This is a genomic window from Bremerella cremea (assembly GCF_039541315.1).
GTDB lineage: Bacteria > Planctomycetota > Planctomycetia > Pirellulales > Pirellulaceae > Bremerella > Bremerella cremea.
Genome location: NZ_BAABFZ010000004.1, coordinates 39,045 through 51,368 on the forward strand (window position 1 = coordinate 39,045; position 12,324 = coordinate 51,368).

Genomic DNA, 12,324 nt, shown 5'->3' on the forward strand with positions numbered 1-12,324 from the left:
TGGTGTGGCATATCTGATCGGTGTCGACGAAGCAGGCTACGGCCCCAACATCGGGCCGCTGGTGATCGCCGGCACTCTCTGGCGAATCGATGACACGCACGACGATCTGGCCAAGCTCGATCTTTACGAGTTGCTTGGCGACGTCATTGCCCGCAAGCCGAAGGCAACCCACCTGGCGATTGCTGACTCGAAGGCGATCTATGGCAAACGGAATGATCTGTCGCTGCTCGAAGAAGCGGTCCGGGCCACCGGTTCGCATTTGTCGCACACTTTTCCTATCTGGGATGGTGTGTGTGAGCCTGATTTGAGCGACGACCGGCCGGTCGGACTGGCTCCCTGGTACGAAGGCTGGATTCACGCCGCACCGAAAGAAGACGTCGCAACGCGAATTGCCGAGCGAACCTCAGGCTTCGCCGACTGCTGCGAGCGAACCCAGGTCGCCGTCGAAGAAGTCCGCACCGTCTTTCTGACCGAGAAAGCTTACAATGAGCGACTCCATGCGATCGGCAACAAGAGCACCGTTCTCTCGCATGCCTCGCTCGGGCTCGTGCGTCGGTTACTCGAGCGTGTCGCAGGCCAGGGGCCCCAGGCAGTGCGGATCGTTTGCGATAAGCATGGCGGGCGTGACTATTACGGCGGACTGCTGCAGCACTTCTTTCCCGAGACATGGTGGAAGATTCTGGAAGAGTCGCGCGGCGTGAGTCGCTATTACGGCGAAGTCGGATCTAGCGAGGTGACGATCGAGTTTCGTTCGAAAGGGGAAGGCTTTCTGCCGACCGCGCTGGCTTCGATCTACGCTAAATTCCACCGCGAAGTCGCCATGCAGGCGATCAACCGATATTGGGCAGATCAGGTGCCAGGGATCGTCGAAACGGCTGGCTATCCGGTCGATGCGGCTCGCTTTGCCAGTGATACGGAAAAACGCCGCCAAGAGCTGAAGATTCCGTGGGAAACCTTCTGGCGGCTCAAATGACGAGCGAACCGCTCGTTGTCCGAATGGGTCTTGGGTAATAAAATAACCAAAGTATGTGAAAAATCAGCCGCCTTCTTTTAGGCGATCGAACCCCAACAGAACCACCGATTCATGGCCACTTTCGACGTGGAGTCGCAATTGGATCTCGAACGCATTCGGGCCGATTTCCCCATCCTGCACCAGGTTGATGACGAGAACAATCTGCTCGTTTATCTCGATAACGGGGCGAGCAGTCAGCGTCCCAAGTCGGTGATCGATTGCCTAACCGATGTCTATCAAAGGTATTACGCGAATGTGCATCGCGGGGCGCATCGGCTCAGCGGTGAATCAACCGATTTGTTCGAGGTCGCTCGGAAGGCAACCCAGCGGTTTCTAAATGCCGCTTCCGAGAACGAAGTGATCTTCACCAGCGGGACCACGATGGGGATCAATCTGGTCGCGAGAAGTTGGGGCGACGCCAATCTTCAGACGGGCGATGAGATCTTGCTGACTGAGATGGAGCATCACTCGAACCTCGTTCCCTGGCATCAGTTAGCTCAGCGGACCGGGGCGGTCATCAAGGCGATTCCGATCACCGAAGATGGGCAGCTCGATCTCGACTTCCTGCCGAAGCTGCTGACCGAACGAACCAAGATGGTGGCCTTGGCGGCGGTCTCGAACGTTTTGGGAACGATCAATCCAGTGGGCCGCGTGGTGGAAGCCGCCCATGCGGTTGGTGCCAAAGTGCTGGTCGACGCCGCCCAGGCAGTCCCGCACGAAGCGATCGACGTCCAACGCTGGGACGCCGATTTTGTTGCCTTCAGCGGACATAAGATGCTTGGTCCATCGGGTGTGGGCGTGCTGTATGGCAAAGAGTCAATTCTCGACGAGATGCCACCATTTTTAGGTGGAGGCAGTATGATCGATATTGTCGAGATCGACCGCTTCACGCCTGCCATGTTGCCAGCCAAGTTTGAAGCCGGGACCCCTCCGATCGCCGATGCGATCGCAATGACGCCGGCGATTGAATACCTCGAAAAGGTTGGTCTTTCCGCTATCCTGCAGCACGAACAATCGTTGGCTGCATATGCCCATCAGTTGCTGGCCGATGTGCCAGGGCTGCGGATTCTGGGGCCTGACGTGACGAAGAAGGCTGGTATTGTCAGCTTCGTGATCGATGGTCTGGCGGCTAGTGACATTGCCACGTTCCTGGATGGGCGTGGAGTCGCGGTTCGCGAAGGGCATCACTGCACGTTGCCTCTGCATAAGAAGCTGGGAATCAGTGCCAGCGTTCGCGCCAGCTTCTATCTGTACAATACCCGCGAAGAGGTCGAGAAGCTGGCCGATGCCGTGCGGACCTCGGTCGATTTTTTTGGCTGAGAGTGGGTTGGCTTACCAGACTGACGTCGGTCAATCGGCTAGGATAAAGACTTAAGCAAAATCACCTTCCTCATTAAGGATCTGGGAGAACACCGCACATGGCTTCCAAGGATTACTCGCGTCGCGACTTCCATAAACTCTCTGCTGCCGCCCTGGGTGGCATGATGTCGATCGGAGCCTTGGGGTGTGGTGGTGAAAAGCCGGCGACCACCGGCGAGTCGGCCGAAACGACCGAACCCGCTTCGAGCGACGAAGTAACTTCCACCGTCGCCAAGCATGCCTGCCGCGGCTTGAACGAGTGCAAAGGCCAGGGCGTCAAGGGAAGCAATGAATGTGCTGGTGCCGGCACATGTGCCACCATCGAGCATCACATCTGTGGCGGCCGCAACGAGTGCAAGGGACAAGGTGGCTGCGGGAAAACGCCTGGCTTCAACGAGTGCAAAGGCAAAGGTGGTTGCCACATCCCAATGTCTGGTGGCATGTGGAAGAAGGCCCGTGAGTTGTTCGAAGAACGGATGAAGGAAAAGGGCGTCGAATTGAAGCCTGCTCCGGAAGCCGCCGCTTAGGAACCAAAGCAGTACCATGCCTCAGCCACGGCTTGGCTTCGAGAATCTAGGTTTAGGGGTTGGATTGCGCGCCCCGCATTTTCACCACATTCTCGAAACGCAGCCGGCCGTCGATTGGTTCGAGATCATCTCCGAGAACTACATCGACTCGCAAGGACGTCCTCGATACGTCCTCGATCAGGTCGCCGAACGATACCCCGTCGTCATGCACGGGGTATCTCTCTCGATTGGCAGCACCGACCCGCTCGATTTCGATTACTTGCGAAAGCTGAAGACATTGGCTAGCGAGATCGAAGCTCGCTGGATTTCGGATCATGTCTGCTGGACCGGAGTCGCCGGTAAGAACTCGCACGACCTGCTACCGATTCCGTACAACGAAGAAACGCTAAAACACGTCGCCCAGCGTGTTCGCCAGGTGCAAGAGTTCCTCGAACAGCCGCTCGTTCTGGAAGACCCCAGCAGCTACGTGACCTTCGCTAACTCGACGATGGCGGAGTGGGAGTTTCTGACGGCCCTGACCGAAGAGTCCGGCTGTGGACTGCTGCTGGACGTGAACAACGTCTACGTTTCCGCCGTGAATCACGACTTCGATCCGGTCGAATATATCGAGAATCTTCCGTGGGAAAGCATCGTTCAGCTGCACCTGGCGGGGCACACGAACATGGGGGATTACTGCATCGATACCCACGACGGTCACGTGATCGATCCGGTCTGGCAGCTCTATCGATTGGCCCATGAGCGCACCGGAGGCGTTTCGACGCTATTGGAGTGGGACGCCAATATTCCTGACTTCGACACGATGCATGCCGAAGTGCTGAAGGCCAAGCAGTTGATGCAGGGAAAGCCGATCACCGGCGATCTACCTGCCACGAAGCCTTCCACCAGCGTGCCCCATCCGCCTCACCGGATCGAGCACGAGGTGAACTAGCCCATGGCCTGCGATTCGCCGAAGCCTGTCGATCTGCCGGTCTTGCAGCAATGGATGCAGTCGGTCATCAGCCATGTCGGTGGCGTGGTCGAAGGAATTGAAGACAACGAAGCTCGCCGGCTGATCGATGTCTCGACCGAAGAGATTGAAGCGATCATCACGCCGAGCCGAAGGCGAAGCAGCATCCAGCGTTTGGAGGTTTACGCCAACGCTTACTATGCCCGGCTGGTTGAATGCTTGAAGTCGATCTTCCCTGTTTTCGCGCAGACGGTTGGCGACGAACTGTTCGACCAGTTCGCGATCGCTTATCTACAGCAGTACCCCTCGCGAAGCTATACGCTCGATCGCCTGGGAGATCACTTTCCGCAGTTCCTTCGCGAGACCAGTCCCGAGGCGGAAAGTCCTGGCTTCGAGCAGTTTCTGGTGGAACTAGCCACGATCGAACGTAGCATCGACGATGTCTTTGATGGGCCTGGCGTCGAAGGGAAAGAGGTCATCACGGCCGCTGATCTGGAAGGGATCTCGCCCGACGATTTCTGGCAGGCTCGGCTGATGGTGGTGCCTTGTCTGCGCTGGCATCGCCTGACGTTTCCGATCAACGAATTTCTCAGCCAGGCCCGAACGCAGCCTCAGCCTGATGTCCCAGAGGCGTCTCCTTCGTTCATGGCCCTCACGCGACGCGACTTCGTGGTGCGACGCGTTCCGTTGACTCACTTTCAAATCGAGTTGATTTCGAGGCTGGCCGCTTCGCTAAGCGTGGGGGAAGCGATCGAAGACGTTTTGAATCAGCTTGGCGAACCAGACGATTTGCCAGGGATGATAGCATCCGCCTTCCAGAAATTTGCCACCGAGCAGTTCTTTGCCGCGATAAGTTCTTAACGCCAGCGAATATACCGAAAGTGCATCGTCGCACTGGCGGTGATTTCGTCACGGTTTACCGGCCATATTGGTTCCATTGGGGGGCCATCGTTGGGCCAGAGAAAGCCGTCTGATCAGATCCCGACAATGGGTAAATCTTATGTAAGAAGCGGGAAAAGGGAGGGGGAATAGGCGGCACCGCTGCTTGTGATCGCCGGGTAAGCCCCTACAATCAATGAGTTACTTCGAGGTGTCGATTCGTAGACACCGAAGATTGGCGGGGTAAACCCTTTCGGTGAGCCCTTTCCTTGCCCGATCTAGATCTTCGAGGGCCGCAATGGCATTGGTTAGCTGGGTTCGAGGTCGCGTCTTTAACTTCGTTCACCGTAATAACTTAGTATATAACACCTGCTGGGAAGATCCGCGTCTTGATCGTGTCGCCCTGCAGATTCAACCACACCACAACGTGATGGTCATCACGTCGGCCGGCTGCAACGCTTTGGACTATGTCCTGGCGGGTGCGAACCATGTGTACGCCGTCGATATGAATCCACGGCAAAATGCGTTGCTGGATCTGAAGAAAGCAGCCATCCAGAACCTGGAGTATGAAGACTTCTTCTCCATGTTCGGCAAAGGCCAGCTGCTGAACTTCAAAGACACCTACAAAAATCAGCTGCGCAGCTCGCTGCCGGAGTGGTCGCGAAGTTACTGGGATCGCAAGATCAAGTACTTCCGCCCCCGCAAACGCCGCAGCTTCTACTTCCGCGGAACGTCGGGTGCTTTCGCCAAAGTGGTGAACATGTACGTCGACAACGTGCTGCGGATGCGCCCTCAGGTGCTTGAACTGCTCGACGCGAAGTCGCTTGACGAGCAGCGCGAGATCTTCGAGGTGATCGATCGCAAGCTGTGGACCGGTCCGCTGAAGTTTGCCATGAGCCGCGATACGACCTGGAGCCTGGTCGGTGTGCCACGTGCCCAGCGCGAGCATCTGGAAAAGCAGTATGCCAACGGCATCGTCGACTTCGTCCAGGACAACATGCGAGCGGTCTTCGCCGAGTTGCCAATCCACGATAACTACTTCTGGCGAGTCTACGTGACCGGCGAGTACACCGAGACTTGCTCTCCGGAATACTTGAAGCCTGAAAACTTCCAGAAGCTGAAGGACGGCCTGGTCCATAAGGTCAGCACGCACACCGATTCGGTACAGCACTTCCTGGAAAAGCACAACGACCATCCGATTCATCGGTTGGTGCTGTTGGACCACCAGGACTGGTTGACCGACAAGCTGTACTTCGCCCTGGTCAATGAATGGCAAGCGATTGCCAATCGCATGGAAGGTCAGGAAGATGCCCGCATCATCTGGCGTACCGGCGGTTTGAATACCGACTTCGTCGACGAAGTCGAGATCACCCACAAGGGCCAGAAGAAGCAGGTGGGCGAACTGCTGACCTATCACCAGGAACTGGCGGACGAGCTTCACGTCAAGGATCGCGTCCACACGTACGGTGCCTTCCGCATCGCGGACATCGCGGCCTAAGACCTAGCGGCCCTCGTCAGGGTGAAACGATCCAGGCGAGGGCATGACGAGCAACTAGTGGAGCATCGGATGAGCCTCGCTTCGGATCTCAAAGTTCTTTATCACCTGGCCGTGAAGCCGGTGCGTGGCGACAACCACGCCGAGCGCCTCGATAGCTTCTACAGCGGACAAGCGGGTGCCTACGACGACTTTCGTAAGCGTCTGCTGAAAGGTCGAGAGGAAATGTATCGCTCAATCGATCCGCCTCAGGACGGGGTCTGGGTCGATATGGGTGGCGGAACCGGATCGAACCTCGAATTCATTTCAGATCGCATCTCGAAGCTGAAGAAGGCCTACGTCGTCGACCTGGCCTCGTCGCTGCTGAAGGTGTGCGACGACCGCATTCAAGAGCGTGACTGGTCGAACGTCCAAACGGTGGAAGCCGACGCGACCACATGGACGCCGGAAGAAGGCTACGCCGACGTGGTGACCTTCTCGTACTCGTTGACCATGATTCCTGACTGGTACGCGGCAATCGACAACGCGCTGCGGATCTTGAAGCCAGGCGGAACCATCGGTGTGGTCGACTTCTACGTTTCGCGGAAGTTCCCCGACGATCAACTGACGCGACACAAGTGGTTTACGCGTAGCTTCTGGCCGGTATGGTTCGCGTCGGACAACGTGTTTCCGTCACGCGATCACCTTCCCTATTTGCGTCGTCACTTCGAAACGGCCAAACTGGAAGAGAACCGCGCCAAGGTGCCGTACCTGCTGTGGTTCAAGACTCCCTACTACATCTTCACCGGAACCAAACGCGAAGCGTAGGGTTGGTGCAAGTGAGCAGGTATCCTGACGCACCGCCTTGTTAAAAAGGCAATTCCGGGTCAGAGCAGCCGAACTTTAGAGAACGAAACAGCAAAGCTAATGGCGAAATCGGTCCTCTCTCCATCCTTCCTGTTTCAGTATTCGGTCCCCTTTACCTACCGGGAAAAGATCTGGCACGATCGACCGTTAGGTTACACCGATGACTATAAGCTGCGCGGCTTTGGCGAGCTTGATAGCCGGAAGCAATTCGCCGACGTCCGTGGCGGCTGGAACGAACGGGGCATTTCGTTCTCGGTCCTGGTTTCAGGAAAACGCCAGCCGGTTTGGTGCCGTGAAAGCCGCGTCGATGAAAGCGATGGCTTTCAGATCTGGATCGATACTCGGGCCACGCATAATGTGCACCGGGCAACCCGGTTCTGCCACCGGTTTGTCTTTCTGCCGATTGGCGCTGGCCCTAGCTATCGGAATCCGGTGGGCGATCAGTTGCTGATCAACCGTGCCCGCGAGAACGCCAATCCGGTTCGTCCCGGCGACTTGCGTGTCCGAGGAACACTCACCAAAGATGGTTACTTGTTGGAGTGCTGCGTCCCGGCGACCAGCCTCACCGGTTACGACCCGAGCGAATACGACAAGCTTGGTTTCTTCTACGCGGTGATGGATCGTGAACTAGGCTGGCAGACGCAAAGCGTCAACACGCAGTTCCCCATCGACGAAGACCCCAGCATCTGGTCGACGCTGGAACTGGTCGGTCGCTAAACAATTCGCCGGATGGTCTTAGAAGTCGCGTAAGATTTCGACCGCCGCGTTCTTTCCGCAGGCACCCATCACGCCGCCACCAGGATGACTGGCCGCACCGCAAAGGTACAAGCCACGCACTGGTGTGCGGTGATCGGCCCAACCTGGCACTGGCCGCATCGCGAAGAGCTGATTGAAGTTCATAGCACCCTGCATAATGTTGCCACCGGTCAACCCATAGGTTCGCTCGAGATCCAGCGGCGAAAGTACCTGGCGATGCATGATCGCACCAGGCACGTTCGGGGCGTACTCGGCAATCTTGGCGACGCACGTGTCGGCGAACGATTCTTTGATGTCGTCCCAGTTGGCATCGCGAAGTTTGTAAGGGGCGTACTGCACGAAGATCGACAAGATGTGCTTGCCATCAGGGGCGATTGTCTTGTCGACCGACGTGGGCATCGTCATTTCCAGGATCGGTGCTTGGCTCGGGCGACCATACTTTGCGTCGTCGTAGGCACGTTCGATGTAGTCCATCGTCGGCGAAATGTGCATCGTGCCATGATGCAGCGGACTGATGCCTTCGCCGGGGAATGCGGTGAACTGCGGAGGCTCGGCCAGGGCGAGGTTGATCTTCGCCGATGCCGAAGCGTAGTCGATGTTCGAGATCGCTCGCAGGAACTCGGGCGGCAGTTGATTCGGCGTCAGGAACTTGCGGAAGGTGAGATTCGCATCGACGCTCGACGCGACTACCTTTGCTTCGTAGCTGGTGCCATCGACCAATTGAACACCTTCCGCGCCGCGATCACCCACCAGAATCTTCTCGACGGGGGCTTCCCGCACGATCGTCACGCCGAGCTCTTCGCAAGTCTTGGACAACGCCGTGGCGATGCCACCCATGCCCCCTTCGACGAAGCCCCAAACGCCGCGTTTGCCGCCTGCTTCCCCCATCACATGGTGGAGCAGCACATACGCCGTGCCAGGTGCCGAAATCGAAGCGAACGCCCCGATGATCGCGTCGGTGGCAAGAGTTGCTCGCAGCGGTTCGCTCTCGAACCAGCGTTCCAGGATCGGCCGAGCGGCTCCTGAAAGCAGTTCGATCGTCTCCGGGATTTCGCCCCCCAGCTTGCCGAAGGTCTGATAGAAGTTCCACAGACGCGATGTATCGCGAAGCCGTTTGGTGAGTGGGATGCTCCGCCAATCTTTCGGCATCGGAAGCGGGTCTGGCGCCGTCTGCATCAAGATCGGTTCGACAACGGCCGCAATTCGCTCGAGCAGTTCGTTGTACTTCGGATACGCTTCGGCGTCTTTCTGGCTGAACTTGGCGATCTGCTGCGCGTTCGAGTTAACGTCGTGCCCCAGCAGCAAATAGCGGCCATCGTCCGTCGGTGTGAACGAGGCGGGATCACGCGGCAGAATCTTCAAGCCATTCTGCTTCAGCTTCAGGTCGCGGATGATCTCCGGCAGCAGCAAGCTGACGACATAAGAAGCGGTCGAGACCTTGAAGCCAGGCCAAAGTTCTTCCGTCGTCGAGCAGCCCCCCAGGACATGGCGGCGTTCGAGGACGGCGACTTTCTTCCCAGCCTTGGCCAGGTAAGCAGCGGTGATCAAGCCGTTGTGGCCTGCACCAATGACGATGCAGTCGAAGTACCCGCCGCGATGAACCATGCCGAATCAATCCTTTGCTGGGAAGCCTGAGATGGAATGCTACCAATCTAGACTTCGCCATCGGCGGCCGGAAAAGTTTACCGGCACACCGTCAGACGATGCGATCTGCATAATCGGGACAAGTGCCAAACGTTGCCAGGCGAAAGCTACAGCGAAGGAATGTCCCGGACTCCGGTCAGTCGGGTGAATTCCTGGAGTTGCTGTTGAGCGGTCACCTTTTCGAGGGAGTCGGTCATGTTCTGATCCGATTTCTTATACCACTGGGCGGCTCGTCCCAGGAAGCGGTTCCGCTCGGCTCCAGGTGGGCTGGCGATTCCAATTTCCCACCACCCTTCGGCAATCTTGAACTGGATACGAGGATCGGCCGGACTAGTTAGTTCCGTCTCGGCCAGATACTGCAGGCGATCGTCGTTGCTTCGCAGGAGAAACTCGAATCCCTTTTCCCAATTGTCGCGATGGATGCACCAGAACTTGCCAACCATCTGGTTGCCTTGTTCGTCGAGCGAAGGAACTTCCAGCGAAAGGAAGCGGGCCTGGATTGCTTCGTAATCCTTCTTGGCGGCGTTGTTCCGTGACTTGATGCGTTCCAGTTCCGACATCGTGCGTTGGTCGTTCTGGCTGGCCGCATAGAAAGTTCCGATACGAATCAGTTCGTCGATCGCTGGAAAGTTGTTGTCCGCCACCGCGCGGTTCAAGATCGTGCGGGCAATCGAACGGAACTCTGGCAAGCGATGTGCCGGGATCCGCTGAATGTTTTCGGATCCGAATCGAACGATGAACATATCGGAGCTGAACGAGTCGACCTGGTACTTTCGTTGTAGCTGCTCGAAGGCATCTTTCACCAGGACGGGGCTCTTGGCCAGAATCGCGAAGCGATAAGCAATCTGCAGGGCGGCACACTGTTTGACGGGATCGTTCTGCAGGTACTCGGCATGCTTCAGCAGCTTGCTGGCGATTTCGGCTTTCTTATGGTCCTGGTCTGCTTCGCGAACTTCGTTCTGAAAGAGGCGTCGCAGTTCGATCGCAGCCGCATCGATTTCCGCGGTCGGTGGCATCGGCATCTTGGATGGATCAAAGTCGTTGCGACTGACCGGGCCTGCCATCGGCTGCGTCGACGTCAACGAGGTATTTGTGCCGGGCGAAGCCATGCTGCCTGGCAGCGTCGGTGCCGAGGCGATCTCGCTAAGGTCGATCGGATTGCTCACGACGAATAAGCGGTTGAGGTGATCCTGGTTGGTGACCGGGACATCATGCACTTCGCCATCGGCGGTGACCGCCAGGAACTTCTTGTCAGGCCAACCGGTCAAGCCTTTAGAAGGGCTCGATGGATCGAAGGCCAGATCTTCCGGCTTGGTCCACACGGGACGAGCTTGCGGATCGGCGAGTTCGACCATTACCACGCTGTTGTAGAGGCTACGAGAGGTTAATGCACTGATTGGAGTTGCCCGGCGATCGTTCGCGGCGCAGGTTGGGCCGGTCAGCAGTACCAGGTTCGTTCGGTCGTCCTGGTGGCCTGGCGTCGCATAAACGAACGGGATCTCGGTGCTCAGCTTGATATTGGTCGGGCTGTCCCAAGGCTCGTTGAGTTGAAACTTCTTGTAGAGTTCTTCGTAGCCGAGGTAAGGCAGAAGGTGAACTCGCCAGCTTAAGAACTGCTTACCGGTCGCATCGACAGGAGCCGTGGCTGGAATGCTTTTCGTTTCCGCGATCTGCTGGGCTAAGGCCTGGCCGACGAGTGCCATCAGGCCGTGGCTACGTGCTTTGGTCGCTGCCCGGTCGCTGCCGCCGACTGGCATCAGCTTCATGGCTTCGATCACCGCCTGGCGTTTTTGTGCGCCTGCGATTCCAGGTTCGGTTGCTGCCACGGTCGTGGCTGGGGCTGGTGGCGTCGCAGGGGCAGCGGCAGGCTGCGCGGCTGGTTCGGGTTTGGGGGCTGGCGTGCTTGCCGCTGGCTCGGCAGCCGGAGCAGGTTCCGGGGTAGCCGCAGGCTGAGGCTTCGCTTCTTCGGCTGGTTTCGGCGGAGGTGTTTCCGCAGGCTTCTCCGGCTGAGCAGCATGTGCGGCGGGTTTGGCTTCCGCGGCAGGCTTTGCTTTCGCTGCTTGTTCGTCCGCATCAGGGGCGCGGGTAAAGTTGAATCGCGCGAGCTTATCACTCGGCGAGCTTCCGCCACAGCCACCACAACCACTGACCGAGATCAGCAGGAGAATGGCCAGAGGTACCGAAACGAGACGCTGAGAAGTTGCCCAATTCAGGAAGCCGCAAGTCATCGCTAACCATGGGGTTCAGGTTGATTACGACCAGCGCGCATCAACACGGTTTCAGATTTTCATTCCGACCAGATCGTGGGCCGGATTTCATGCCAAGCGCTGCATTGTAAGCAAGTTCCGATTTTGCCAATCCGAACTGAGGTGCAATTAGCGCATTCTTCACGCCCTCGCAACATAGAACTTGCGCAGCGTAAATGCTTAGCTAGTTACCGGTCGTTAACCGGCCGATTTGCAGACCTAAAAGAATCGCGCCGAGCCCTAGCGTCACATTCAGCAAGATGTTGGCGGCCGCCAGGTAGAGCTTGCCGTACGGCGCGTCTTCGTACAAAAGAATGGTCTCGAAACTGAACGTCGAGAAGGTCGTGAACGAGCCAAGGAAGCCCGACAAAAGAGCCGTTCGCCAGAACGGAGGGAGGATATCGTGATGATGCCCAAGGAAGCCAAGGTAACCGAAGATCAGACAGCCCAGTACATTCACCAGTAGCGTGCCGACGGGGAAGCGGATCGAATCGTATACCGGCACCAGGCCTTGAATGAACGTCCCGAGATAGACCCGGCCGAGTGCGCCGAGGGCTCCAAACAGAGCGATGGTCAATATCAGGTAAGCCTTGGCCATGACGGTGATCCTCTGC

General features: G+C 57.6%; 11 protein-coding genes. 8 read left to right on the forward strand and 3 right to left on the reverse strand.

Annotation, left to right across the window (positions count from 1 at the left end; translation table 11 throughout):
* The first annotated feature begins 4 nt into the window (after positions 1 to 4).
* The 8 genes from ABD890_RS14845 (at position 5) to ABD890_RS14880 (ending at position 7,781) form a co-directional block, all read left to right on the forward strand.
* Positions 5 to 973 (forward strand): hypothetical protein, encoded by a 969-nt coding sequence (locus tag ABD890_RS14845; RefSeq protein WP_345091048.1) that lies wholly within the window; start codon positions 5 to 7, stop codon positions 971 to 973.
* 111 nt (positions 974 to 1,084) lie between these two features.
* Positions 1,085 to 2,332, forward strand: coding sequence for an aminotransferase class V-fold PLP-dependent enzyme (locus ABD890_RS14850; RefSeq protein WP_345091051.1), 1,248 nt, complete (start codon positions 1,085 to 1,087; stop codon positions 2,330 to 2,332).
* Positions 2,333 to 2,430: 98 nt separating this feature from the next.
* On the forward strand, positions 2,431 to 2,898 hold the full coding sequence (locus ABD890_RS14855) for a twin-arginine translocation signal domain-containing protein (protein ID WP_345091053.1): 468 nt from the start codon (positions 2,431 to 2,433) through the stop codon (positions 2,896 to 2,898).
* Positions 2,899 to 2,962: 64 nt separating this feature from the next.
* Positions 2,963 to 3,826, forward strand: a complete 864-nt coding sequence (bufB, locus tag ABD890_RS14860) for an MNIO family bufferin maturase (RefSeq protein WP_373356514.1) — start codon at positions 2,963 to 2,965, stop codon at positions 3,824 to 3,826.
* 3 nt (positions 3,827 to 3,829) lie between these two features.
* Positions 3,830 to 4,705, forward strand: coding sequence for an HvfC/BufC family peptide modification chaperone (locus ABD890_RS14865; RefSeq protein ID WP_345091059.1), 876 nt, complete (start codon positions 3,830 to 3,832; stop codon positions 4,703 to 4,705).
* 316 nt (positions 4,706 to 5,021) lie between these two features.
* The gene (locus ABD890_RS14870; protein ID WP_345091062.1) at positions 5,022 to 6,221 is read left to right on the forward strand and encodes a BtaA family protein; all 1,200 of its coding nucleotides are present in this window, start codon (positions 5,022 to 5,024) and stop codon (positions 6,219 to 6,221) included.
* A gap of 69 nt (positions 6,222 to 6,290) precedes the next feature.
* On the forward strand, positions 6,291 to 7,025 hold the full coding sequence (locus ABD890_RS14875; RefSeq protein WP_345091065.1) for a class I SAM-dependent methyltransferase: 735 nt from the start codon (positions 6,291 to 6,293) through the stop codon (positions 7,023 to 7,025).
* 99 nt (positions 7,026 to 7,124) lie between these two features.
* Positions 7,125 to 7,781 carry a DOMON domain-containing protein gene (locus ABD890_RS14880; RefSeq protein WP_345091068.1) on the forward strand — a complete coding sequence of 219 codons (657 nt, stop codon included), beginning with the start codon at positions 7,125 to 7,127 and terminating at the stop codon, positions 7,779 to 7,781.
* An 18-nt stretch (positions 7,782 to 7,799) separates the two neighbouring features.
* Here the strand turns inward: ABD890_RS14880 and ABD890_RS14885 are convergent, their stop codons facing one another.
* The 3 genes from ABD890_RS14885 to ABD890_RS14895 all read right to left on the reverse strand — a co-directional run bounded on the left by ABD890_RS14885 (position 7,800) and on the right by ABD890_RS14895 (position 12,308).
* On the reverse strand, positions 7,800 to 9,425 hold the full coding sequence (locus tag ABD890_RS14885; RefSeq protein ID WP_345091071.1) for a phytoene desaturase family protein: 1,626 nt from the start codon (positions 9,423 to 9,425) through the stop codon (positions 7,800 to 7,802).
* Between the two features lie 146 nt (positions 9,426 to 9,571).
* Positions 9,572 to 11,692, reverse strand: coding sequence for a DUF1559 family PulG-like putative transporter (locus ABD890_RS14890; protein ID WP_345091074.1), 2,121 nt, complete (start codon positions 11,690 to 11,692; stop codon positions 9,572 to 9,574).
* A 202-nt stretch (positions 11,693 to 11,894) separates the two neighbouring features.
* Entirely contained in the window at positions 11,895 to 12,308 is a 414-nt protein-coding gene (locus tag ABD890_RS14895; protein WP_345091078.1) for a fluoride efflux transporter FluC, read from the reverse strand.
* Between the last annotated feature and the right edge of the window lie 16 nt (positions 12,309 to 12,324).

What these genes read in the sequence shown, in the direction of transcription:
- ABD890_RS14895 (WP_345091078.1), bottom strand. Translation starts at nt 12,308, where the DNA reads ATGGCCAAGGCTTACCTGATATTGACCATCGCTCTGTTTGGAGCCCTC.
- ABD890_RS14890 (WP_345091074.1), bottom strand. Translation starts at nt 11,692, where the DNA reads ATGACTTGCGGCTTCCTGAATTGGGCAACTTCTCAGCGTCTCGTTTCG.
- ABD890_RS14880 (WP_345091068.1), top strand. Translation starts at nt 7,125, where the DNA reads ATGGCGAAATCGGTCCTCTCTCCATCCTTCCTGTTTCAGTATTCGGTC.
- ABD890_RS14865 (WP_345091059.1), top strand. Translation starts at nt 3,830, where the DNA reads ATGGCCTGCGATTCGCCGAAGCCTGTCGATCTGCCGGTCTTGCAGCAA.
- ABD890_RS14875 (WP_345091065.1), top strand. Translation starts at nt 6,291, where the DNA reads ATGAGCCTCGCTTCGGATCTCAAAGTTCTTTATCACCTGGCCGTGAAG.
- ABD890_RS14850 (WP_345091051.1), top strand. Translation starts at nt 1,085, where the DNA reads ATGGCCACTTTCGACGTGGAGTCGCAATTGGATCTCGAACGCATTCGG.
- ABD890_RS14870 (WP_345091062.1), top strand. Translation starts at nt 5,022, where the DNA reads ATGGCATTGGTTAGCTGGGTTCGAGGTCGCGTCTTTAACTTCGTTCAC.
- ABD890_RS14885 (WP_345091071.1), bottom strand. Translation starts at nt 9,425, where the DNA reads ATGGTTCATCGCGGCGGGTACTTCGACTGCATCGTCATTGGTGCAGGC.
- ABD890_RS14855 (WP_345091053.1), top strand. Translation starts at nt 2,431, where the DNA reads ATGGCTTCCAAGGATTACTCGCGTCGCGACTTCCATAAACTCTCTGCT.